This window comes from Siphonobacter sp. BAB-5405, assembly GCF_002872335.1.
Classification (GTDB): domain Bacteria; phylum Bacteroidota; class Bacteroidia; order Cytophagales; family Spirosomataceae; genus Siphonobacter.
Map to the genome: position 1 here is coordinate 79,271 of NZ_NJAG01000014.1, position 24,814 is coordinate 104,084.

A 24,814-nucleotide genomic window follows, 5' to 3' on the forward strand; every position below is an offset into this window, starting at 1 on the left:
AAAAAGCTAACTTGCTTAGCGTCAAAACCCTCGCAAAACCATGGGCAGAAAAGTATTAGTGCTGAATCAGGATTACTCAGCCTTGACGATTTGCTCAGTCGCCAAAGCTTTTTTACTCGTCTACCTCAAAAAGGCTGATCTGGTTTCAGAATCTCAGACGGAAAATCTACGGAGCATTTCACAGTCTTTTCCCATGCCGACGGTCATTCGCCTGCACAAGTACGTGTATTTGCCGTATCGGGGCGTAATGCTGACGCGACAAAACATTTTCCGCCGGGATGGACATCGTTGTCAATACTGCGGAACCAGCGACGATCTGACGCTCGACCATGTATTACCGAAATCCAGAAGTGGTAAGTCAAGCTGGGACAACCTCACTACGGCCTGCAAACGCTGTAATTCCCGGAAAGGTGATTTTACACCCGAAGAAGCAGGAATGCCCCTGCGGCAGCGGCCCTTCAAGCCATCGTTCATTATGTTTATCCGGGATTTTTCGGGTATGATTGATGAAACCTGGCTGCCTTTTCTAAACCGTAAGGAAAGAAAGGTGACGGACTAAAGGCCTTACGTTTTTTTAAATTCCGTATTTCCTTCTTCCTGTATGTCGTAGTAGGTGGTTTTCGTTGCCGAAACTTGTATTTTTGAAAGTGGACGATCAAACAGGAACCAGAGCATGCGGGAAGATTATTTGAAAGGCGAAAAAGAAACGCTTACGAGAGATGACCGGGAGATGGAGCGGGCGTTACGGCCTTTGAGCTTTAGTGACTTCACCGGGCAGGAGAAGATTCTTGAAAATCTGAAAATATTTGTTTCTGCCGCTAAAATGCGGGCAGAACCCCTTGACCATGTGCTCTTGCACGGTCCTCCGGGATTGGGGAAAACAACACTTTCCAACATTATTGCCAATGAGTTAGGGGCCGGTATTAAAATTACATCCGGACCTGTTCTGGATAAGCCCAGCGACCTGGCCGGGCTGTTAACTAATCTTCAGCCCCACGACGTACTGTTTATTGATGAGATTCACCGGCTGAATCCCATTGTCGAAGAATACCTGTATTCGGCGATGGAAGATTATAAAATTGACATTTTACTGGATTCCGGGCCTAACGCCCGTACCGTTCAGATTGGACTCAACCCCTTTACTTTGATTGGAGCCACAACGCGGGCGGGTTTGCTGACTTCACCATTACGGGCTCGATTTGGGATCAACGCCCGGCTGGAGTATTACGATGCGAAACTACTGACCTCAATTATCAAGCGTTCGTGTGCTATTCTGAAGACACCCGTAGAAGACACGGCTGCCTTCGAAATAGCCCGGCGGAGTCGGGGGACGCCACGGATTGCCAATAACCTGTTACGTCGAACGCGGGATTTTGCCCAGGTAAAAGGGGGGGGAACCATTACGGTAGCCATCGCCGAAATGGCTTTGTCGGCCCTCGACGTTGACCATAACGGGCTCGATGATATGGATAACCGAATTTTGAGTACCATTATCGAGAAGTTCAAAGGCGGGCCCGTAGGTTTGTCAACCATTGCGACAGCCGTAGGCGAAGAAGCGGAGACGATTGAGGAGGTATATGAGCCCTTTTTGATTCAGGAAGGGTATCTGAAACGCACGTCTCGTGGAAGAGAAGCTACTGAAAAATCATACAGCCATTTAGGTATTATTCCTAAATACCGGGCGGGGGAGTTATTCTAACAGGAATTTAAAGTGGTGAGAAACAGATTGTATTGAGCTAAGAAAGTGGTAGGAAAAGAAAAAAGTAATGTGTATTGAATTAATTCAAGAAATTTTTGTTTTATTCAATAAATAGTTAAATTTGATCATCTTGTCTATAATTCATAAAAAATTAGATAATACGAAGATTATTTACTCGTAATTTCTAAAAGTTTTTTTGTAAATTTATAGGCATAAAGCATCGCTTTTACCACCGAAACCACCTAAAACTACCAATACAAGAATGAAAAAGCTCAATCATTACCGCCTCTTACAATGGGTAGTTTTTTCACCAATTCTGATTCCGCTGTGCCTAGTGATGGGAGCTATTGAAGGAATTCAGACTACGTTTGGAAAAGTTATTCATCAAATCAAGACGGACGTCGCTTCTTAAGTTAACTACTCTGTTTGCATATATACAAAGCTTCAGGCTAGGCCTGGAGCTTTTTGCGTTGTAAGTATTCGGCTGTATGTTGAATCAGGTGGTTGTGCCCGCATCGTAATACAACCCGACTTGCCGTTGGCACTTGTTTGCACAAAGGGCTAACGAGTGGAGGAGGCATCATGCGGTCAAACGTACCCATGAAAAATTGAACCGGTATCGCGTGCTGATTGAGCAGATTCACAAGCGATGCCTGCGAGAAACGCAAGTGACGAAAGGCAATCCATGAATGATACACCCGCGTCCGTTTTTCCGGAGAATCCAGCATCCACAAAGCGAATCGCATGGTACTGGGATGAATCAGCTTGACTTTCCCTAACCATTCGGCCAGCTTCATGAGCCAGGAAACATGGAAGACCGTGTATTTGAAAATCAAACGACTTAATGGGTTATGCACCGCTAATCTATAATAAGGGTTTTCACGAATGCCATCCGGAGCCAGCAAAAATACGTGACGTATACGAGCGGCAAATCCTTCCAGCGTAGCCAGGGCAAAACGTCCCCCCATACTAAAACCGACTACACTGAAATTTTCGATCGACTGATCATCCAGAAAATCGTTGAACTGAGCCTGCCATTCCGCTTTGGAAAAAGCTTCGGAAGAAGTTCTTGCATTAGCTCCATGATAGGGAAGATCAAAAGCATAAAGGGTATAAAGCGTACCCAGCTGTTCGGCCCAGCTTTGGTAAGCCTGATGACTTTGCCCAATCCCATGAAAAGCAATCAAGACCTCAGGCCCATTTCCCCAGCGATGATAGGTAATCAGTGACATAGTGGATGGCTATAAAAAAGCCGCTAAGCATTCTCCCGAAAAAAGAGCATGATCAATGCATAAAAAAGGGTACCCTGTCGGTACCCTTTTCATTAACTCTGTTCTTCACTTACGTCCGACATGAGATACGCCTTGATGAAGTCGTTGATTTCCCCATCCAGAACGGCGTCGGTATTGGAAGTCTGGTGACCCGTACGGTGATCTTTCACCCGGCGATCGTCCAGTACATAACTACGAATCTGACTGCCCCATTCAATCTTACGTTTGGTAGCATCCAATTCAGCTTTGGCAGCCAGACGTTTTTCCAGCTCCATCTGGTACAGTCGCGATTTCAGTAATCGTAAGGCAACTTCTTTATTCTGCAACTGGCTACGTTCCTGCTGACATTCGATGATAATCCCCGAAGGTTTGTGTTTCAGGCGAACGGCCGTTTCCACCTTGTTCACGTTCTGTCCACCCGCTCCACCACTTCGGAAGGTATCCCAGTCAATGTCCGCCGGATTGATTTCAATTTCAATGGTGTCGTCTACCAGCGGGTACGCAAATACCGATGCAAAAGAAGTATGGCGACGGGCGTTGGAATCAAAGGGTGAAATCCGTACGAGTCGGTGCACACCAATTTCGGCCTTCAAATTGCCGTAGGCATATTCACCCAGAATTTCGAGCGTAGCTGATTTAACACCCGCAACATCGCCATCGGCTACGTTAACAACATTGATCTTGAATCCGTTTTTCTGAGCCCACATTGTATACATGCGAAGCAACATATTCGCCCAATCCTGCGATTCGGTACCACCGGCTCCGGCGTTGATTTCCAGTACAGCGTCCATATTGTCGCCTTCATCGGACATCATTTTACGGAATTCAATTTCGGCCAGCTTCGCTTCCAGCTTCGCTGCTTCGGCTTCCACGTCTGCTTCGCTGGCTTCGCCGAGTTCCTGAAATTCCATCATGGTTTCCGTATCGCCCAAGTGTTGATTGAGCTGGTCGAAACCTTCCGTCCAGAATTTAAGGCCCCGAATCTCCCGCAGGATTTTCTCCGCCCGGTCGCGATCATTCCAGAATTCTGGATCGAGTGTTTTCTGTTCTAATTCTTCAATTTGGTACTTTTTGCCATCGTAGTCAAAGGTACCCCCTCAAGGCCTCTATGCTGGCCTTCAAGTCTTTCAACTTGTCTTGTGTCATATGCTTAGGAAGTTCGTCGTTGCCGACGAAAAGCTATGGTTGATGATAATCGTTTTTCTTATAAAAGCGAAAACCCGGCCTAAGCCGGGTTTTCGTTATCCGACATACGGATTATTAACTTTAAAATCCGTAAGGTTGTTCCTAGAAGAATTTCGCCCGGTAATCTTTCACCTTCGCGTTATCGCGAATGGCTTCGTTCACGAAGTAACCGGAACGTTGCAGCTCCATCTGTAATGCGGTGTTTTTGTACTGAGCGTAATCAGCGATTGCCGGAGCAGGCGTTTTCTTCAGGGTTTCCATGATGAATACACCACCCTCACCTTTGAAAGGCTTCGATTTCTGACCGGGTTTCATACCAAATGCTTTACCCAGAGCCGTAGGATCGGCACCTGCTGAAGTCAGCAGACCGCTGGTCAGGGTCAGATCGTTGGCTGATTCTACCAGGGCACCGGCTCCGTATTTCTGAGCGATAGACTCCAGCGTACCGGCACCAGCCAGTCCACCGAGTTTCTTCATGATTTCTTCGGCTTTGCGTTCGTTTCGCACTTTGGCCGTCAGCTCATCGCGGAAATCATCTACTTTCACTTCATCTTCCGAAGTTTTGCCCGTCAGAGCAGCTACAATGTAGGCGTCGTTTACTTCGAATACCTGCGATACATCACCTACGTCCGTTTTGTCGTCAAACGCCCAACGAACGACGGGTTGAGCATTCTGCATCATGTTCAGGTTCGTCGATCCTTCGGGAATACGGTTTGCTTTCAACAATACCAGCGATTTATCTTTCTTCGTAGCCGCTTCTATATCTTCGAGCGACTTATTAGCAGCAGCAAACGCATCTGCTTTGCGGTATACCTCGTCGCGGGTAGCCTGGCTGGGCCCGAGTTGTTTCGAAACAGCTACAATGCGGTACTGCATGTTGTTCTTCGCTTCAGTTACTTTGATGATGTGGTAACCAAAATCCGTTTCAACTACGTTCGGAAGCAGACCCGTACCGTTGAAGCCGAACACGGCCGTTTCAAACGGTTTCACCATAGAGCCATTGTTCTGGAAATAACCCAGATCGCCACCGCGTTGAGCCGTACCATCTGAACCATTCTGGGCAGCCATAGCGGCAAAATCCGCTCCACCTTTCAGTTCTTTCAGGATGTTTTCAGCCCGTACCCGAGCAGAAGCTTTCGCTGAATCCGATTCATTCGTAGGACGAATCAGGATATGGCTAGCTTTAACCGTATACAGCGAATCGCGTTTCATACCCGTATACTTATAAATGGTATACGTATTATCGGTACGGAAAGGACCGGCAATCTGACCGGGGAAAAATCCTTTTACGGCTTCTTTCAATTGATCGTCCATGTCACGCAGGCTCCAGTACAACGGATGCGGTACATCGGAGTTCATCCGGGCGAAAGACGAGTCGTTAGGTGACTTGGCCATATCTTTCGCCAGCTGAGTCAGCGTGTTTTTCAAAGCTACGCTATCTGCTTTTGACGGTACAACACCGAAAGCTACGTAATCGAGGCTCCGCGTATTGGCTCCTTTATATTCGTCCTTGTGAGCATTCAGATAATCTTTCAACTCTGAATCGGTCACTTTAATGGTAGAGTCCGCAATGGAGTAGAAGGGTACGTACAGGTATTTAGCGTCCACTTTCGCCGTTTGTCCTTCGTAATCTTTCTTCGCTTCGGCCGTCGTAACATAGCTCGACATACGGATCAGGTTCACGTACCGTGACATCAGGTGTTGACGCTGAATGTCGCGTACGAAAGCCTGCCAGCCCAGTTGCTGAATCGAACCAGCGGGCATTTTCATGATTTGCTCCCGTTGCTGACGAACGCGGTTTTTGTCGAAGATACCCGTTTGAGGATCCGTGAAACTCTGCCGTACAGCGGGGTCAATATATTTACCGAAGAACATATCCGTTTTTTCCTCATCGGAAAGCGTCAGTCCTAAGGCATCAAATTCTTTTTGGTACGCATAATCGATTAACAGATCATTCCAGACTTTCTCGCGGAGCTGGGCCAGCACCTGATCATTGGCTGACTGACCTGACTGAGCTTCGTACTCGACGCGGGCCTGGTCCAATTTTTTCTGGAAATCCTGGGCCAGAATACTGTTTCCGGCAATTTCGCCTACTTTTTGAGTTTTCCCACCAAAAAGTCCCCGCGATCCGAGGAGGTCACCGCCCACAATAAATAGAATGAGGGCAATGGCAATAATGGTAATTGCAATTCCTGAACGTTCTCTGATTTTGTTAACTAAAGCCATACGACCATTTTATTAGAACCGCAAATTAACGTTTTTTTCTAGTGATTCCCAAACGTATCCTGACTGCTTTTCAGGAAACTAATTCCTGTATTTACGAAGTAAGGCCGGAGACCCATCGGGTTTTTCAGGAATGAATGGGAGAGATTCAACATACATGCTGTATTTTCACCCGACCGAAACGATATTTCTGAGAAGCGTTGCGTAGAAAAGGCGTAAAAAATCAAGTCATTCCTTACCTGAAATAGGGGGGGAGTGACCTGAACTAAAGCAGCGGCTTCGCTACCTTCTAGGCAACTTTTTTGATTTTACACCTTGAACGAAGCTAGTAAAACGCCTACGTCTGTGGCAGTCATTGGCGGAGGGAGCTGGGCAACCGCCATCATTCGTATTCTTTCCGAAAACGAAGTAAAAATTCGTTGGTGGTTGCGTAACCGCGAAGACGCTCAACACATCCGTAAATTTCACAGCAATCCCCGCTATCTGAGTGGCGTAGTACTGCACCCTAAACGGGTCAAACCGTTTACGCGGTTGCATGACGCCGTGAAAGGAAGTGAAGTCATTATTCTGGCCGTACCTGCTGCTTTTATAGTAGAAGCTTTGTCCGAATTAAAACCGGAAGATTTTACGGGTAAAACGGTTGTCTCGGCAATCAAGGGGATGATTCCGGGTGAAAATCTGCTGGTCACCGACTGGCTGGAAAAAACGTACGGCGTTTCGCAGGATCAGTTCTGCGTGATTGCCGGTCCCTGTCATGCCGAGGAAGTAGCTCTGGAAAAGCAGTCCTATCTAACGATTGCCTCACCCGATCTGCAGCGGGCTACGACTTTTGCGGATTTGATGAATTGCCGTTTCGTCAGTACGCACCCGTTAACGGATTTGTACGGGGTTGAATACTGTGCGGTCATGAAAAACATTATTGCTCTGGCCTGCGGAATCTGTCATGGTATTGGATATGGTGACAATTTTCAGGCCGTGCTGGTCTCGAATGCCATGCAGGAAATCAAGCGTTTTCTGGACGTCATTTATCCGTACTATCGTGATTTGATGGGTTCGGCGTATCTGGGAGACTTGTTGGTAACCTCCTATTCCCAATTCAGCCGAAACCGTACGTTTGGAAGCATGATTGGTCGGGGATACAGTGTTAAATCTGCCCAGATGGAAATGAATATGGTGGCTGAAGGGTACTATGCCGTTAAGTCCATCTACGAAATTAATCGCCAATTTGAAGTAGACATGCCTATCGTGAATGCGGTCTATTCCATTTTATATGAACGTTCATCTCCGGCCGTTGAAATTGAAATTCTGAAAAATCTGCTGCGGTAGTAGTTTAAAAAATACAGCGGAAGAGGCAAAGTATAGTTCTAAAAAGAATATATATTTTGCCTCTTCCGCTGTATTTTTGGGTCTGCTTATTCTTCCCCTCTTGATCCTTCTTTTAACAATTCGTTTACTTAACAAAGAAGGATCATGAATTCAATGAAACCGCCGAATCAATGCGTAAAGCTTTACCCTTCTTCATTGCCTGTATTCCCATTGTCTTTTTTTATATAGTAATTAATCAGGTAGCCGTCAATCTACCCTGGGCCGATGATTCGATCCTGATGTATTTTCTATACACGTATAAATTACCGGAAGTCAGCTGGCTACACTTCTGGAAGGATGCTTTCTCCGTACATGCCGAACACCGAATTGTCGTGCCCCGGTTATTAATGCTACTTACTTATTTAATCCAGGGGGAAATCAACGTCAAAACGGTTCTATTGATAGGAAACTTAAGCATACTGGGCTCGGCTTATATTCTTTACAGATACATCAGACGGTCATCTTTATCTCTCTGGTTTTTCGTTCCTGTAACATTCCTGTTATTTCAGCCCGTCTATTGGGAAGATAGTCTTTGGCTGATTTGTGTAGTACAGCATACGCTGGTTATTTTCTGGGTGCTACTGTCCCTGCATCTTTTACAATTTGATAAAAAGTCCTGTTTTATTACTGCTTGTATAAGTGCTATTCTGGCGATTTTTACCAGTGGAAATGGTTTGCTTGTCTGGTTTCCAGGGATACTACTCTTATTGATGCAGCAACGTAAAAAGGAAGTAGCTATATGGCTTTTTTGATAGGCATTGCCGCCGCCAGTTACTTTATTGGTTTTAACCAAACTAGTCCTTCGCATTACGGAGAAAGTTTAGCTAATCCAGTAAGATTAATTCAGTACGTATTTGTTTTTCTGGGAGCCAATATTTCCGTTACCAATACTGGGAAAGCAATGCTGGTTGGCTTATTCATTGTTGGTATTGCCGTAGGAGCACTTATCTATTTTGTACGGACCCGTCAGATGAACGTTTTTCCAGTCTGGGCTTTAGTGGCTTTTCTAATTTTCACGGCTGGATTAGTTTCCTTGTCACGTTCCTGGCTGGGACTATCCGTTATCGGTAGGTATCAGATTTATGCTACGTACGCAGTGGTTGGAGCTTATGTTTTAGTTGTCTTTTTGATTGCTAATTATCATTGGAAAAAATACCTGATAGCTTCTCTGGTTATCATGACGGTAATCTATTCGGCTTTAGTTTGGTATACATACTGGCCTACCCTGATGTATCGTAAACACTTTATGGAAGCTGAAGCCGTGAACTGGCAGGAAAACGATAAATTTATGAGTGTATACGAAAGTGACAATAAGATTACAAAACGATTTTATCCCGAGCTTATTAAAAACGGTATGTATCGTTTCCCTGCTGAACTACGGAATAGACTGAAAAAGGCTACTCAAATAACATCCCCAGATTCGATACGGTACCAGTATTATCCAGGCCAGATGTATAGTGGAACGGAAGCTTTTGTAGCAGAAACGTCTGGAATAAATTTAAATGAAGCAAGTACGTATCTGGTCATAAAAGATTCAGTAAATCATACCTTTTTAGCACCCTTCCGGGCCACTTCTAATGCATTCGGTAATTTTGCAACGACAGGCCATGTATTCGCTCAAGGTGGGAAAGCGATTGTATTAGTAGAAACCATGCCCGCAGGAACCTACGAATTAGGTCTATTCCGCAAGGATACTATAAAGTGGCTTGCTCAAAAATGGACAAAGCCTTAAAGGTATGTCCGAGGCAATTAAAAAAGGCTTCCTCTGAGGAAGCCTTTTTTAATTAGGAAGGTTTATTTGTCGAAATAGTTTTAATCTTTAGTCGCTTCCCTTTCTGATTTTCTTTCGGTACGCTGACAATGATTTTACGAATCATACCTTGCCATTCCGGTATATCTCCTGCGTTCAATTCATAGGTATGATACTGCCCATCCGGAATCAGTTTAAGAGTTGTTTCTAGGTGAGTATAATCGACTAAGCGAGAAGAATTTTGACGAAATCCTACGATTGTCATTTTTTCTCCACTACCGTCATAAGCCATCTGGATATATAGTTTCTTATCTTTTCGGGTATCCCATACAAAATCAGGGCTCCACAAACTAGCCAAGCTATTATCTAAATCAATATTCCATTCTCCATTAAAAGGAGCTTCGACGATCTCATTGAAATAATTCCAGTGTTGTCGGTCTTTAGCAAAGTTAAAGTCAGGCTTGATCTGTTCGCTCTTATGCTCGGTGGCGTATTGACGCGTTTGTTCGACAGTACCTAAGATATACGCAAATTTGCTCTCATAGCGAAGATTACGATCTAAGACCTCGTTCATGTGAGCTCCGATCCTTCCTGTGTTGCCACTGAATTCATCACCTACATTAGGCCGACCGATCATCTCCGTAGAAAAATAAGTAACCGATGGAACCCACATACCAAGTCCAACACCCTTGTCATTATAAATATACGTCCAGTTTTCGGGTAAGTACATTTCAATACTGTTGGTCGTACCATTGGTAAAGGGTGGTGATGCTAAGTCAATGTCAGTTAGCGGTGCGTTAGTAAAAGGTGCTAAACCCCAGTAGGCCTTGCCACGAGTGAAATCGGAAGTTAGAAATCCACCTGCTATATCCTGACCTCGGCTTACGAGCGAATAGCTGTCCGTCCGATTCATTTGTAATACATTCCGCATTTCCAGTACATTCCCTTTTAGCTCAACATACGTCTCGACGGTACACTCACAGGGGACATTATTGAAGGCCCATTGCATGGGAATGGTTTTAAAGTAAAGTTTGTTACCTTCTACCCGTCGCTCGATCACCCGGGAACCATTGCCATAAACGTCTCCAGTCTGAATTGGATCCCAGCCCATACCTGCCCAAGCGGGATGTGGAGAAACACCATTAGGTTTGTACGTTTCCAGGGGATACGAATAATACGCATACTGTAATTGACGACCCAGGTCAAAGTTATTAATTATGCTGGTAGAGCTATTGGCAGGCGACAGATAAGTGATGGCTCCACCGTAGTCCATACTAAACCCTACTTTCATGCTTTCGCTGGTAAGGTATACCATGGATGCGGGCTTTATAACGGGAGGATTGGGATTCCCACCTCCGGTTCCATCGCCACGTCCGCGTTCATCAACAGCATTGTTTTTCTTAGGCGAGAGTAGAAAACCCAGATCGCTACAACTGGTTAAGAGGCCGCTGGCGACTACTAAAACCAGTGCGGTTTTAACATAGGAAAAAGTCTTCATAAGCGGGTTCCGAGGAATAAATCGTTTTATATAGTGAGAAGTGAAACTACAGATCAAGGCCGTACTCCTGAATCAGGTACTCTTTCGCAATGAGTTCGCCTTTTTCGTACAATTGATGATCAAACAGGGCTGCATGGCCACTGTTCATACCACCCGTCCAGTCGTGAGTGGCGTACGGATCAAAGTCTACGTGCTTGACACGATACCCCGCATTACTGATCGACCAGAACCAGCCAGTAGCGGTATCCAGTCCGTCAATATTTCCGAAAGCAGTCGCCGGACCCTGGGGCGTCGTGAGTGGACGGGCCAGGTCCAGATTCAACAGAGCCGTGTATTCATTCAGGCGACATTCGGGAATAGGCCAGGAGCTACGACGATTCATTTCATAGTCAAAATGGACCGTCCGGGCTCCGGGGTGCTGACGAACTAATTCCTGCACCTCCTCTTTTGAAGGCCGGTAATCCCAGTATTTTTCACTGTTACACTTGTTCGCAAAATAGGCGGGGCAATTCCAGCATTGTCCTACTTTACCTACGCCAATGTGATCGCCGATTTCGGAGAGATAAACGCCCACCAGATCTTTTTCATAGAGCACATCATTATGCGTAACCAACAGAAATTTCTTATCAGACTTTTCCCAGGCGTACTGATACCGGATGGCACGCCGAATGAAGGGAAGTTTCATGAGCCATTCTTTCTTGAATGGATTGGTCCATAACCAGAACCAGGGCCGATACCGAATGAGTTTATCACCTAAGAGCGGGTACAAAAAGGAAAAGTCAGTGCCTTGAGGTTGTTTCCGTTCTTCAATGAAATAAATCTTATCAATCCATTGCCCTGAATGCTTTAGCAGGGAAAGAAGCGTAACTGCGGTTTGATAAGGTTTGCCGTATACATTAATAGCGACATCTACGGGTAGGCGAGAAGGCATAAAGAACTGCAACTGGTTAATACGAGAACGAACCTTACCGGAAAAAGTTTGTAAAGTCCCTATCACAAAGAAAGGGTATTCCCTCCAAAGCCTCCGGCAATCAAGAAACTTTTTAGAAATTTTGGGTGCAAGTTCTTTCGTTTGCTTCCGATCCCCTAATTTTGCACGAATTTTGCCCGGCCCTTTCCGGGACCTTGATCGTTATTCGTTTGTCTGTTTTAGTAAGACCTTGAAATTCAGGCTTTACAAAATCAGCGAACTGCTAACTGATACCTGAAACAATGCCCAAAAATCCCGACATCAAATCCGTTCTGATTATTGGCTCCGGCCCCATTGTCATCGGTCAGGCCTGCGAGTTCGATTATTCTGGCTCCCAGGCGGCTCGCTCCCTCCGCGAAGAGGGTATCGAGGTTATTCTGATCAACTCCAATCCGGCTACGATCATGACAGACCCCCTCAGTGCTGATCATGTGTATCTCAAGCCATTGGAACGAAAGTCCATTATCGAGATTCTTCAGAAACACAAGGTTGACGCCGTTTTGCCGACTATGGGAGGCCAGACGGCGTTAAATTTAGCTATCGACTGCGACAAAGCCGGTATCTGGAAGAAGTACGGCGTGGAGATTATCGGTGTGGATATCAACGCCATCGAGACGACGGAGGATCGGGAAAAATTCCGGCTGAAAATGCTGGAACTGGGTGTGGGCGTTTGTAAAGGCCGCACGGCTCGCTCTTTCCTGGAAGGAAAAGAAATTGCTCAGGAAGTAGGTTTCCCGCTGGTAATCCGTCCCTCTTATACGCTGGGTGGTACAGGCGGTGGCTTCGTGAATGATCCGAAGGATTTTGACGAAATGCTCAACCGTGGTCTGCACGCGTCGCCCGTACACGAAGTACTCGTCGAGCAGTCAATTGTGGGCTGGAAAGAATACGAGCTGGAGTTGTTACGCGACGGTGATGGAAACTTCATCATCGTATGTTCGATCGAAAACTTCGATCCGATGGGCGTACATACGGGCGACTCGGTAACGGTGGCTCCTGCCATGACGTTGCCCGATACCCTGTACCAGAAAATGCGGGATATGGCCATCATGATGATGAATGGCATCGGTAAGTTCGCGGGTGGCTGTAACGTACAGTTCTCCGTAAACCCTGCGAACGACGATATCATCGCCATTGAAATCAACCCCCGCGTATCGCGTTCGTCGGCTCTGGCTTCCAAAGCTACGGGTTACCCGATTGCGAAAATTGCGGCGAAAATGGCCATTGGCTACCGTCTGCACGAGCTGATCAACCCGGTTACGGGCAGCACGTCGGCCTTCTTCGAGCCTGCCATTGACTACGTTATTGTAAAGGTACCCCGCTGGAACTTCGACAAATTCAAAGGTTCGGACCGTCGTCTGGGGCTGCAGATGAAATCCGTAGGAGAGGCCATGGGTATCGGCCGTAACTTCCAGGAAGCTCTGCAAAAAGCCTGTCAATCGCTGGAAATCAAGCGGAATGGCATGGGAGCGGATGGCAAGGAACTGACCGATCAGGAAGCCATCCTGCAATCACTGGCGAATCCTTCCTGGAACCGTCTCTTCCACATTTATGACGCCTTCCGCCTGGGTATTTCTTTCAAGAAAATCCAGCAACTCACCAAAATCGATCGTTGGTTCCTGTATCAGGTTGAGGATTTGGTTCGTCTGGAAAAGGAGATCGAAAAACATACGCTCGACTCCATTACGAAAGATTTACTGGAAGAAGCCAAAGTCAAAGGCTTTGCCGACCGTCAGATTGCTCACATGCTCGACTGCCTGGAAAGCCAGGTATACGAGAAGCGGAACGATCTGGGTATCAAACGCGTATTCAAATGCGTCGATACGTGTGCGGCTGAATTTGAAGCGAAAACACCATATTTCTACTCGACATTTACCAGTGGTTCAGAAACTTCGGATGATGAGTCGATCGTAACGCCGAAGAAAAAAGTAGTCATTCTGGGCTCAGGACCCAACCGGATCGGTCAGGGTATCGAGTTCGACTACTCCTGCGTCCATGGCGTACTGGCTGCGAAAGAAGCGGGTTACGAAACGATCATGATCAACTCGAATCCTGAAACGGTTTCGACGGACCCGGATATTGCCGATAAACTGTACTTCGAACCCGTATTCTGGGAGCACGTATACGACATCATTCAGCACGAAAAACCGGAAGGTGTGATCGTACAACTGGGGGGTCAGACGGCTCTGAAACTGGCCGAGAAATTGTCCAAGTACGGTATCAAAATCATCGGTACCAGCTATGAAGCTCTGGATTTAGCCGAAGATCGCGGAGCTTTCTCCAGCCTGTTACGTGATCTGGGTGTACCCTATCCCAAATTTGATACGGTTGAAACGGCCGATCACGCCGTGGAAGTAGCCCGTACGCTGGGTTATCCCTTGCTGGTTCGCCCAAGCTACGTACTGGGTGGACAATCGATGAAGATTGTCATCAACGAAGAAGAACTGGAGCAACACGTCGTAAATACACTACGCGATATTCCAGGTAACAAAATCCTGCTCGATCACTTCCTGGAGAATGCCATCGAAGCGGAATCGGATTCGATCTGTGACGGAGAAAATGTGCACATCATTGGTATTATGGAGCACATCGAACCGGCTGGTATTCACTCGGGTGATTCGCACGCAGTACTGCCGATCTTCGATTTGAGCGAAAACGTACTCCAGCAGATTGAAGAGTATACCAAGAAAATTGCCGTAGCTCTACGCACGAAAGGTCTGCTCAATATTCAGTTCGCCATCAAGGATGAAAAAGTATACGTAATCGAGGCAAACCCCCGGGCTTCCCGTACGGTACCGTTCATCTGTAAGGCGTACCAGGAGCCTTACGTAAACTACGCAACCAAGGTAATGCTGGGTGACAAGAAGGTAACGGACTTTAATTTCAACCCCGTGAAAAACGGATACGCGATTAAAATCCCGGTATTCTCTTTCAACAAATTCCCCGGTGTAAACAAGGAGCTGGGACCTGAAATGAAATCGACGGGTGAAGCCATCTATTTCATCGAAGATCTTACAGACGAAGTATTCCAGCAGATCTACAGCGAACGGAATCTGTATTTGAGTCGCTAGATTTTACAGAAGTACTTATCCAGCCCCGCTCACTTTTGAGCGGGGCTTTTTACGTATAAACCTATTGATTTATAAGGTATTAAGAGGAAAAACCTAGCACATAAACGCAGGAATTGATTAGGAATGGGGCCGTTCGGCTACAATGTTACCTTTAGTCAATCGGGTACGGGATTTTAATACAATAGAGTGATACCTTTTTATCCACAACCGTCTGATCGGTTAAAACGCTCACTTGTATGCCTTATGTAGAAACCGCCCCCGACGTTCAAATCTTTTTCGAAGATTGGGGACAAGGACAGCCCGTTGTATTCCTGCACGGCTGGCCGCTAAACCACAAAATGTTTGAGTATCAGGTAAATCAGTTAGGAAATCATTATCGCTGTATTCTGATCGACCGCCGGGGCTTTGGCATGTCCGACAAGCCCTGGGAAGGTTACGATTATGATACGCTGGCGGATGATCTGAACGCTGTATTTGAAGCTCTGGATCTGCAGGATGTTACCATCGTAGGCTTTTCTCAGGGTGGTGGCGAAGCCATCCGCTACATGTCCCGCTATCAGGGAGCCCGGGTATCGAAACTGGTACTGCTCGGAGCCGCGGCTCCTCATATGATGAAGACGGATGATTTTCCGGATGGAATCGATAAGAGTATGTTCGATGAAATGATCGAAAACTCCTTACAGGATCGGGCAGCCTTTATCGAAGACTTCTCGAAGAAATTCTTTGGTGTAAGTCTGTTGAACAATCCGGTCAGTAGCAAACTGGCTGATTGGTTCCACGGACTGGCCATGCAGGCTTCACCCAAAGCAACCGTTGACAATATTCTGACCTTTAGCCAGGCCGACTTACGGGCTGATCTGGCTAGTATCCAGGTACCAACTCTGATCATTCACGGTACCAGCGATCAGGTGGTACCCTACGAAATTTCGGGCCAACTGCTGGCCGAAAATATTTCCGGATCGCAGCTGATTCCGTACGAAGGAGCTCCGCACGGATTCTTCTACACGGAGTGGCCTCGCCTGAATCAGGATTTGCTCGACTTCCTGGCCGTTCCAGTGGTAACTTCCAGTACGGTGCCCAGTGGTACAACCTGGTAAGGAAACCAATCAACCAAAAAAGGGGACTCATGAAAATGAGTCCCCTTTTCGTTTACGCTACTAATTTATAAAAACGAAAAAACTCCGGCCAGATGATCCAGCCGGAGTTTTTCAGGACAACTTTTATTACTTGATAAACAGTCCAGCCAGGGCTAATACTGCTTTTTCATCGAGCGGTTCGTCGAAAGCTTCGGAAGCAGAATTATCCGTTTGACCGGGTAAGCCGCCAATGTATACACCCGCCTGTTTCACTACCTCTTCACCAGCGTATACTTCTTTCACTGCATTACCGCTGCTATTTCCCTGAATCCAGCCTTTGTCACCGCGAAGGGCACGTACCATAGCCGCGTGACGAGCTTCAACTGAGTGAATTTGCAGTGCTACCGTCAGGTAATCCGTTTGTTTAAGAACGCCAGCCTGACCTTTGTAAGCCCGAACGCCTAAATCTTCAAACGACTGCGAGTACACCAGGAAATTCTGGTAGTTATCGAAGGCAGGACCGAAGTCAAACGTAGGCATCGCAACCGTAACGTTGAGTTGTGCCAATGCACCCTGCAACAATTTCACGTGAGCGTCTTCATGTTTGCTGATCTGAGCAAAAATAGCCCGGTCCATACTCGGAATAAGACCTGATGTAGCCAGACCCTTTTTGTAAAAAGCGTCTTCGAGGTATTCCAGCGTCAAGGCATACTTGAGTACTTCCGTCGCGTTAGGCAAAGCAGCGTATGCCTTATTAACTACTGAACTGAAAAAAGTAGGCAGAGCGGCCAGAGCCGTAGCTTTTGCTCCAAATTTCAGTACGTGGCGACGATTATAGAAAGAAAAGCGATCTGCAGCTTCTGCGTCAACTTTTTCAATGTTCGAAAAGATATCGAATAGATTCATAGCAATCGAAAGTTTGAGAACTTACTAAGGAAGATATTTAGCAGTAAAAGCAGTTTTGATGAAGCCACCGTCCGTAACGATTTTCAAAACCTGCGAAGGCAGTAATGCCTTGTCCAGTCCAGATGCTGGATCTACTTCCATATCGCTGGCAAAAGCGGCAGTTTTAGGAGCTATCAAATTGCTGATGATGGCAGCGTGACGAGCTTCAACCGACACAATTTTCCCTGCTAAGAGTAAGTAATCAACGTTTTCGATGTATTTACCAGCTCCGTTGTAAGCAGCAACCCCGAGGTCTTCAAACGTCTTCGCCAGCGTCAGTACTTTCTCTTTCGTGGCAAACAGATCGTCTGGAAGGTTTACTTCGAGCGTTGGTAACACTTTTGACGTATCACCGTTTACCGCTGCCGTGATGGCCAGTTTGAAGAAGTCGCGGTGAGCTGTTTCGTGAAGCTTGAGATCCGTGAAGATGGTACGCTCTTGCATCGTAAATCTTCCCATAACTGCTTCACTGGCAACTACTTTAGTATAGAAAGCTGCTTCCAGCTGTTCCAAAGCATAGGCATAGTTCAGGGCCCCTAAATCACCCTGGCCCAAATCAAAGACACCAGCAGGAGGTTCACCGTTGTGATCCGTACAGGCCGCTGCGAATAAGCCAACAGCTGCCGCAGAAGTGAAGCCCGCCGACTTGAGGAACGTACGACGACCCACAGCTGCTTTACGCTCCGAAGGATTTCCTTCCGGTTGAGCAGAGGTAATAGAAGAAGGATTCATAAATTATTATTGAAAAAGGATTAGTAAATAAGTTCAGCTTGGGTTGAAAAACGGATCAATGCAATGAAAGCGGTAAAGAAAGCAAATATATTAACAAATGATAATGTTATTGATACGTACGCGAAAGCACAGATTACGGTTTTAAAGAAAATTGATTTTTGTCAATATTTTTATAAATCGGAAAGAAAGTAGTGATTAGCTGCGAACAGGTACAATGAATTTACATCCGAAAAGATGCTAGAGAAGTTAATAGGGGCGGCTAATAACATACAAACAGGTTAAAGGGATTGGGCAAAATCTAACGGTAACAAACCTTACAAAATATCATACCAAACATCAATCCACAACGCGTACCGCTAATTTTAGGGGACTGGGAATTATTTTCCTTGCTTTATTCCCGACCAGGTTTTTGATACGGACAGAAAAGCCCCAAATGTGGACGGATATAAATCACCTGCGTCATAGGCAATTCGCGTCGCTACTGAGAAGCCTTTTAGCCAGTCCGGATGCGTAGAAACAGCCAGTAACGAGGAGAATTGAGGAAGCGTACGCGGAAAAGGTAATGAGAAAGTCCCTCTGTTGAGACTGTACGTGAGACGAGCCTGAAAATTAAGTTTTTCGAATAAACTTCCCTGACCCGCTAAATGAAAAGCATTGACCCGATTATTCGGGAAGAAAAACTGTACGTTCGTTAGCGTTCCATTCAATAATTCGGAACGAACGGGCAGTAAGGGTGTTCCAATCGCCCGGTCATAATACGACCAGCCCTGTATGTATTGGGAATGGTTGAAGTAATTATCGCCTCCCTGAAACCGGGCCGTGATGTCGAAGGTTGAACCCGCCTGATTGGTAGTAGTCAGATATTCAAAAAGGAGTTTGTTAAGTTTTACACGCCGGGAACTGGTGGGAAGTGACCAGCTAAAGCCATGCAGACCATCAAATCCATTCAGGAATAAAAGGCCCGACAGGTCTTCAAATAGATGTTGATGGTACCACAGGAAGGACTGGCCATTGCCTTTTATCGATACGGCAAAGTCATAGTTCCCTAAGTGATTACCCACGCGATTTTCGCCGTCAAAACCCGTAAAGCGGTCATTATTACGTTCGCTGGAAAGCTGACCTAATAGAATACCACGAATAAAATCTCCCGGATTGGTAGTCAGATGACCGTTTACTGCGAAAGGTGACGAACGCAGATAATCGGCATGACCTCCCCACTGAACCATGTGATTGATTCCCACGTACACCGCAACCCGGCCCGAAGGCTTTCCAAAACGGCCATGCAGGGATTTGTAATGGAGATAAGCTCCCTGGATATACGGAACATTAAACCAGCCATGAGCCAGCGTACCGCGTAAGGCAACGAAATTGCGAAGAAACTTTAGTGGAATAAATCCCGCCGTACCGATCTGAATTTTGGGAATGGGCAGAGCATTATTGGACCAGGCAATGGAACCTGAAGTGAGTGTAGTATCCGTAATACCAATGAATTCCCGGCGACGCCCTCCCCAGAGTTCTATCTTTCCGTAACGGAGCTTCAGGTAGGCTTCGGGTAGTACAAATTTTTGTTGGGTACCACTGACCAGTGCTCCTTCGACGCCCAGGCCCCAATCCAGCTTTCGACGATTGCGTTGGATGGAATCGGGAAGTGGAGTAGCGAAGTCAACCGAAAGGCCTGCCCGAACCAGGCCCGCTGGTGCTTCGAGTGGAATCAGTCCGTATTGATTCGCCCGGAGCCAGAAAGGAGATTGCTCTGCACCAGATACGAGTCCGCTGGCTTCGGCTTGCAGGGTATAGGGCTTGGCAAGCTGACCCCAGGCCGTACTGGAAAGCAGCCACACCAGCAGGATCAGACCGTAAGCTCCGAAAGAAAACCGTAACGTAGGCCGGCAAAGAGGCATGAATTAGCGACAAACAGGTGTGGTACTGGACAGGAGCGGTAAAAGTAACAGTACAAACCAGGATCGTAGATGAGTTGTTTATAAATTTTACGTGAAGTCTTTGGGAAGTGGCCGCTATTTTTGTGATTCATCGACTGATCGACCTTCATGAGTCAGCTTCTGGAAATTGCCAAACGATTAAATGCCCTCGCTCAGGCGGGCTTAACGTATTCACCCAATGCCTACGACTTGGAGCGTTTCGAAGAAATACGAACGATTAGCATAGAATTGCTTCACACGCTCACGGACGAACCTGTCGAAAAAATTGCTCCTTTGTTTGCTAGCGGTACGGGTGAATACCCAACGCCCAAAGTAGACATCCGGGCCGTAATTTTTCGGGGTGAGGATGAAGTACTGATGGTTCAGGAGAAAATCGATAATCTTCGCTGGACGTTGCCGGGTGGCTGGGCCGACATCGGGTATACCCCTACAGAAGTAGCCGTGAAGGAAACCCAGGAAGAAACCGGATTACTGGTGCGACCGGTACGTTTGCTGGCGGTACTTGATAAGCGGCAGCACCCGCATCCACCCCAACCCTGGTACGTGTACAAGTTTTTCATTCGCTGTGAAGCCGTTGGGGGTGAGATTACTGCCGATGGTCACGATATTGGGCAGGTTCGCTGGGTGCATCGAACGGAAATCCCCGAGCTTCCGTTATCAGAGGACCGGGTAACAGCCTCGCAACTCGAAATGCTGTTTAACTTTGCAACAAATCCGGACGCTCCTGTGTTGTGTGATTAAGCTTTAGAACCCTATGATCTTCAAGATATTATTGATTGTAATGGCCATTGGCTTTATTTTTCCACGAATCGTTCGCTGGGTATTTCGTCTGTTTTTAAAAGATCAGTTCTCGCGGGTAGAGCGGGAGTTCCGTCAGGAGAAAGCCCAAAGTCGTCAACGTGAAGGGAAAGTAAATGTAGATTATGCTCCACCCCAGAAAGAAGGCTACAAGGGAGGCGATTATATTGATTATGAGGAAGTGAAGGAGTAAAAATCATGACTGCCCAAGTACTCTTCCGACACATTTCCGAAACTCTTGCCAGCGTATACGATTCCAACGAAGCCAAAGCCATTGCGTACCTGGTGTTGGAAAACCGGTATGGGCTTAATCGAACGGCTGTCGCCCTCAATACTCCCTTGCCCGCAGAGGTGGCTGAGGTAACGCCTCTCCTGGAACGATTGAAAAATCAGGAACCCGTACAGTACGTGTTGGGAGAAGCTGATTTTTACGGCCGTACGTTTGCAGTAACCCCGGCGGTACTCATCCCCAGACCCGAAACCGAAGAACTGGTACAATGGGTGTTACAGGAATTAAAAGCAGCAGATGCTCCACTAGTACTGGACATCGGTACCGGAAGCGGCTGCATTGCCCTCACGCTGGCTGCCGAACGCCCGGATGCCCGGGTAACGGCTCTGGATGTTTCAGCGGAAGCGTTGACCGTAGCCCGAAACAATGCCCAGCGTTTGGGGGTAACCGTCGAGTTTATTCAGAAAAATGCCCTGATTCTTCAGGACCTGCCCTCTCAGCGATACGCCGCCATCGTATCCAATCCGCCGTACGTGAAACAGGCCGAAGCCGCCACCATGCTTCCCCATGTACTGGACCACGAGCCTCATCTGGCCCTGTTTGTAGCGGACCACGATCCCCTGATTTTTTACCGGGCCATTGCTCAGTACGCCAGCACGCATTTGCTGGAAAATGGCTTTTGTGCGGTTGAAATCAATCAGGCTCTGGGGCCAGAGACAGCGGCAGAATTTAGTAAAGCTGGATTTGACCACGTGGAGATCAGAACGGATCTTTCGGGACGGGATCGGATGATTCTGGCCCGTAAATAATGAATGAAGATTGTCCTTCTACGGATTCCGCCCTATTTTCGATCCCCGGTTCTAACGAACCACTTATGAACAAAAAACTGTTTTTCCGGAACTAGCAACTAGCTCGGTTTCCGTAACATGCATATTATGGCTGATCTACAGCACGCCCGAAAAATCAAACAGATGTTTACCGAAATGAGCAAAGTCGTCGTTGGACAGGAACGGCTGCTCAATCGTTTACTGATTGGCTTGTTTACGGGAGGGCATGTCTTACTGGAAGGGGTTCCGGGTCTGGCAAAAACCCTTACGATCAATACGCTGGCAAAAGTACTGGATCTGGACTTTCACCGAATTCAGTTTACGCCGGATCTGCTTCCCGCAGATTTAGTCGGAACCATGATTTTTGACCGGAAGATGGACGATTTCCGGGTACGGAAAGGACCCGTCTTCGCTAACCTGATTCTGGCCGATGAGGTAAACCGGGCCCCAGCCAAGGTACAATCGGCTTTACTGGAAGCCATGCAGGAAAAACAGGTCACGATTGGTGACCAGACGTTTCCACTCGATAAGCCTTTTTTTGTGATGGCTACGCAAAACCCGGTCGAGCAGGAGGGAACCTATCCCTTGCCGGAAGCTCAGGTAGACCGGTTCATGATGAAAGTTTTCGTGGATTATCTAGACAAGGTGGATGAGCTGGAGGTCATGCGTCGGATGACGAATATGGAGGCCGTGTACGAAGTGAAACCGATCCTGAATCGGGACGAAATCTTTGAAATTCGGAAAGAAATCAATCAGATTGCCATTTCTGAAACGCTCGAACACTACATCATCGAGCTGGTATTTGCGACACGCCGTCCGCTGACGTACGGCTTGAAGGAAGAGGCCCGCTATATTCAGTTTGGAGCCTCGCCAAGGGCCAGTATCGCCCTGAACCTTGGGGCCAAGGTACTGGCGTATTTTGACGAACGGGATTACGTATTACCCGAAGACATCAAGGAAATAGCCCCCGACGTCCTGAATCACCGGGTACTGCTCAACTACGAAGCCGAAGCCGACGGCATTACCAGTCTACAGGTAATCGATTCTATCTTACGACGCGTAGCAATCGGACGATAGATGGGGTTGTTGGTTAATGGTTGTTAGTTACTGGTTTTTACTGGGAGTCAAATTCACTCTGAAAATCCCAAACGGTAACCCTAACAACGATCAACCAACAACTAGTAACTAAATATCTACTTACTAATTTCCAGCATTGCTTTTACGGCTTTCAATGCTTTCACCCGCGTTTCTTCCGGCACGTGGATTTCCGGCATTTCGTAGTACATGCAGTTGTACAGTTTTTCAACGGTATTCATTTTCATGTACGGACATTCGGAGCAGGCACAGAAATTCTGTTCATTGGCCGGAGCCGGAATGATCAATTTATCCGGATTAGCCAGCTTCATTTTGTGCATAATTCCGGCTTCCGTTGCTACGATGAATTCCTTGTTTGGAGACGTTTGCACATACGCCAGCAGACCCGTAGTACTACCCACATAGTCGGCCTCCATCAAAATATCTTCCTTACATTCGGGGTGGGCTACCAGTAAGGCATTCGGGTGTTCGGTCCGTAGTTTGGCCAGTTTTTCCCGCGAAATGTCAATGTGAACGATACAGGCTCCATCCCATAAAATCAGATCCCGACCCGTTTTCTTGGCTACGAAACGACCCAGGTTGGCATCGGGAGCGAAGATGATCTGGCGATCGGCGGGGATGGATTCCACGACTTTCAGGGCATTTGACGAAGTACAGATAATGTCCGTCATCGCCTTGATGTCCGCCGTGCAATTGATATAGCTCACCACGACTGCCTCCGGATGCTGAGCTTTGAACGCCGCAAAATCTTCTTTGGGAGCCGAATCAGCCAGCGAACAGCCTGCATTAAAATCCGGAATGACTACCTTCTTGTTTGGATTCAGAATTTTAGCGGTTTCGCCCATGAAGTGAACGCCGCAAAAAACGATCATATCCGCCGTGGTCTGTTCGGCAGCCTGAGCTAGACCCAGACTGTCGCCTACGAAATCGGCTAGATCCTGAATTTCGCCATCCACGTAATAGTGAGCCAGAATAACCGCATTCTTCTCCTTTTTCATGCGAAGAATCTCGGCCTTTAAATCAACATTCTTGGGTACAGAGCGACTGATATAGCCAATACGTTTGACTTCCTCTTCAGTGCTCATGGGGAATACAGCAGGCATACATTTCTTTGGGTTTGGAGTTTAGCGTTTTGGGTTTAGCATCAAAGATCATTTACTCAAAACGCTAAACCCCAAACACCAAACTCAACTTATTTTCTCGTTGTTACCAGGCCTTTAAACTAAGGTCTAAACTCTTTACCTGATGGGTTAGGGCACCCACCGATACGAAATCAACGCCACATTCGGCGTAGGTACGGATGGTTTGCTCATTGATGCCACCCGAGGCTTCCGTAGGGTATTTTTTATTCACGCGGCGAACGGCTTCCCGCATGTCATCAAAGCTAAAATTATCCAGCATGATGCGGTGGAGTGACTGCGTTTCACCGACCCGCAGTACTTCGTCCAGTTCCGCCAGATTGCGTACTTCAATCTCAATTTGCAGGTCTCTGCCGGTTTCTTTCAGATACGCGTTCGCTTTCGTAAGAGCAGCTTCGATTCCACCGGCATAATCCACGTGATTGTCCTTAATGAGAATCATGTCGTACAAAGCATAGCGGTGATTAACGGCTCCGCCGATCCGCGTGGCCCATTTTTCGCAAATGCGGAAATTGGGCGTGGTTTTCCGCGTATCCAGCAGCTTACAGGGCAAGTCAGTAATCAGATCGGCCAGACTACGCGTGTAGGTCGCAATGCCACTCATTCGCTGCATGCAGTTCAGTACCAGGCGTTCCGCTTTCAGAATCGATTGCGAACTACCTTCAACGGTCAGAGCGATGTCTCCTTTTTGAATAGCCGTACCATCCTGAAGCAATACCTCTACCTTCAATTCCGGGTCTACTTCGGCGAAAATAAGTTGTGCCACTTCGACCCCGGCGAGGATGCCCGTGTCTTTTACTAATAAGCGGGCCCGGCCCATGGCAAAAGGTGGAATGGTCGCCAGGGAAGTGTGATCGCCGTCGCCTACGTCTTCCTGCAAAGCCAGGCGTATGAATTCGTGAATGTCTTGTCCGTACATATAAAAGAGCTTCCCAGAGGCTGGTTTAGTAAGCGAAAATAATACTTTTCCTCGGGTGAATGGTCCTTAGCTTCACGCAACC

The 24,814-nt window shown here is 47.1% G+C and carries 21 protein-coding genes; 11 read left to right on the forward strand and 10 right to left on the reverse strand.

Features of this window, described 5'->3' with window-relative positions:
- Positions 1–40 precede the first annotated feature (40 nt).
- Positions 41–559: an HNH endonuclease gene (locus tag BWI97_RS13630; protein ID WP_094816261.1), complete on the forward strand. Its 519-nt coding sequence runs from the start codon at positions 41–43 to the stop codon at positions 557–559.
- Positions 560–673: 114 nt separating this feature from the next.
- Entirely contained in the window at positions 674–1,699 is a 1,026-nt protein-coding gene (ruvB, locus tag BWI97_RS13635) for a Holliday junction branch migration DNA helicase RuvB (protein ID WP_094816263.1), read from the forward strand.
- A gap of 449 nt (positions 1,700–2,148) precedes the next feature.
- Here ruvB and BWI97_RS13640 read toward each other — a convergent pair whose 3' ends face one another.
- From BWI97_RS13640 to BWI97_RS13650, 3 genes are all read right to left on the reverse strand, one after another.
- Entirely contained in the window at positions 2,149–2,931 is a 783-nt protein-coding gene (locus tag BWI97_RS13640; RefSeq protein ID WP_102201366.1) for an alpha/beta fold hydrolase, read from the reverse strand.
- 92 nt (positions 2,932–3,023) lie between these two features.
- Positions 3,024–4,116 (reverse strand): peptide chain release factor 2 gene (gene prfB, locus BWI97_RS13645; protein WP_141217589.1). Its coding sequence is split into 2 segments (ribosomal slippage): positions 3,024–4,055 and positions 4,057–4,116, totalling 1,092 coding nucleotides; the frame shifts between segments, so codons are not numbered across the junction.
- Positions 4,117–4,257: 141 nt separating this feature from the next.
- Positions 4,258–6,381 (reverse strand): SurA N-terminal domain-containing protein, encoded by a 2,124-nt coding sequence (locus tag BWI97_RS13650; protein ID WP_102201368.1) that lies wholly within the window; start codon positions 6,379–6,381, stop codon positions 4,258–4,260.
- 312 nt (positions 6,382–6,693) lie between these two features.
- Between BWI97_RS13650 and BWI97_RS13655 the strand changes: the two genes are divergently transcribed.
- The 3 genes from BWI97_RS13655 to BWI97_RS13665 all read left to right on the forward strand — a co-directional run bounded on the left by BWI97_RS13655 (position 6,694) and on the right by BWI97_RS13665 (position 9,475).
- Positions 6,694–7,704, forward strand: coding sequence for an NAD(P)H-dependent glycerol-3-phosphate dehydrogenase (locus BWI97_RS13655; RefSeq protein ID WP_102201369.1), 1,011 nt, complete (start codon positions 6,694–6,696; stop codon positions 7,702–7,704).
- A gap of 170 nt (positions 7,705–7,874) precedes the next feature.
- A complete protein-coding gene (locus BWI97_RS13660) occupies positions 7,875–8,495 on the forward strand; it encodes a hypothetical protein (protein ID WP_102201370.1) in 621 nt (206 codons plus the stop codon).
- Positions 8,483–9,475 (forward strand): hypothetical protein, encoded by a 993-nt coding sequence (locus BWI97_RS13665; protein ID WP_102201371.1) that lies wholly within the window; start codon positions 8,483–8,485, stop codon positions 9,473–9,475. Before BWI97_RS13660 ends, BWI97_RS13665 begins: the two co-directional genes overlap by 13 nt.
- A gap of 52 nt (positions 9,476–9,527) precedes the next feature.
- Here BWI97_RS13665 and BWI97_RS13670 read toward each other — a convergent pair whose 3' ends face one another.
- Together BWI97_RS13670 and BWI97_RS13675 are read right to left on the reverse strand one after the other, a co-directional pair.
- A complete protein-coding gene (locus tag BWI97_RS13670) occupies positions 9,528–10,991 on the reverse strand; it encodes a hypothetical protein (RefSeq protein WP_094816273.1) in 1,464 nt (487 codons plus the stop codon).
- A 46-nt stretch (positions 10,992–11,037) separates the two neighbouring features.
- Entirely contained in the window at positions 11,038–11,922 is an 885-nt protein-coding gene (locus BWI97_RS13675; RefSeq protein ID WP_094816275.1) for a hypothetical protein, read from the reverse strand.
- 281 nt (positions 11,923–12,203) lie between these two features.
- On the opposite strand from BWI97_RS13675, the gene carB reads away from it, so the two are divergent.
- Positions 12,204–15,032 carry a carbamoyl-phosphate synthase large subunit gene (gene carB, locus BWI97_RS13680; RefSeq protein ID WP_102201372.1) on the forward strand — a complete coding sequence of 943 codons (2,829 nt, stop codon included), beginning with the start codon at positions 12,204–12,206 and terminating at the stop codon, positions 15,030–15,032.
- Positions 15,033–15,268: 236 nt separating this feature from the next.
- Positions 15,269–16,129, forward strand: coding sequence for an alpha/beta fold hydrolase (locus BWI97_RS13685; protein ID WP_094816277.1), 861 nt, complete (start codon positions 15,269–15,271; stop codon positions 16,127–16,129).
- 126 nt (positions 16,130–16,255) lie between these two features.
- Here BWI97_RS13685 and BWI97_RS13690 read toward each other — a convergent pair whose 3' ends face one another.
- The 3 genes from BWI97_RS13690 to BWI97_RS13700 all read right to left on the reverse strand — a co-directional run bounded on the left by BWI97_RS13690 (position 16,256) and on the right by BWI97_RS13700 (position 19,686).
- A complete protein-coding gene (locus BWI97_RS13690) occupies positions 16,256–17,014 on the reverse strand; it encodes a ferritin-like domain-containing protein (protein ID WP_094816278.1) in 759 nt (252 codons plus the stop codon).
- A gap of 24 nt (positions 17,015–17,038) precedes the next feature.
- A complete protein-coding gene (locus BWI97_RS13695) occupies positions 17,039–17,785 on the reverse strand; it encodes a ferritin-like domain-containing protein (RefSeq protein ID WP_094816279.1) in 747 nt (248 codons plus the stop codon).
- 377 nt (positions 17,786–18,162) lie between these two features.
- The gene (locus BWI97_RS13700; protein WP_102201373.1) at positions 18,163–19,686 is read right to left on the reverse strand and encodes a capsule assembly Wzi family protein; all 1,524 of its coding nucleotides are present in this window, start codon (positions 19,684–19,686) and stop codon (positions 18,163–18,165) included.
- A 147-nt stretch (positions 19,687–19,833) separates the two neighbouring features.
- Between BWI97_RS13700 and BWI97_RS13705 the strand changes: the two genes are divergently transcribed.
- The 4 genes from BWI97_RS13705 (at position 19,834) to BWI97_RS13720 (ending at position 22,656) form a co-directional block, all read left to right on the forward strand.
- Positions 19,834–20,466, forward strand: coding sequence for an NUDIX hydrolase N-terminal domain-containing protein (locus BWI97_RS13705; RefSeq protein ID WP_094816281.1), 633 nt, complete (start codon positions 19,834–19,836; stop codon positions 20,464–20,466).
- Between the two features lie 13 nt (positions 20,467–20,479).
- Positions 20,480–20,716 (forward strand): DUF4834 domain-containing protein, encoded by a 237-nt coding sequence (locus BWI97_RS13710; protein WP_141217590.1) that lies wholly within the window; start codon positions 20,480–20,482, stop codon positions 20,714–20,716.
- 5 nt (positions 20,717–20,721) lie between these two features.
- Positions 20,722–21,561, forward strand: coding sequence for a peptide chain release factor N(5)-glutamine methyltransferase (gene prmC / locus BWI97_RS13715; RefSeq protein WP_094816283.1), 840 nt, complete (start codon positions 20,722–20,724; stop codon positions 21,559–21,561).
- Positions 21,562–21,687: 126 nt separating this feature from the next.
- Positions 21,688–22,656, forward strand: a complete 969-nt coding sequence (locus tag BWI97_RS13720; protein WP_176454322.1) for a MoxR family ATPase — start codon at positions 21,688–21,690, stop codon at positions 22,654–22,656.
- Between the two features lie 116 nt (positions 22,657–22,772).
- On the opposite strand, the gene nadA is transcribed toward BWI97_RS13720, so the two are convergent.
- Both nadA and nadC read right to left on the reverse strand, forming a co-directional pair.
- Positions 22,773–23,777 carry a quinolinate synthase NadA gene (gene nadA / locus BWI97_RS13725; protein WP_369826591.1) on the reverse strand — a complete coding sequence of 335 codons (1,005 nt, stop codon included), beginning with the start codon at positions 23,775–23,777 and terminating at the stop codon, positions 22,773–22,775.
- A 103-nt stretch (positions 23,778–23,880) separates the two neighbouring features.
- Positions 23,881–24,732 (reverse strand): carboxylating nicotinate-nucleotide diphosphorylase, encoded by an 852-nt coding sequence (nadC, locus tag BWI97_RS13730; RefSeq protein WP_102201374.1) that lies wholly within the window; start codon positions 24,730–24,732, stop codon positions 23,881–23,883.
- Between the last annotated feature and the right edge of the window lie 82 nt (positions 24,733–24,814).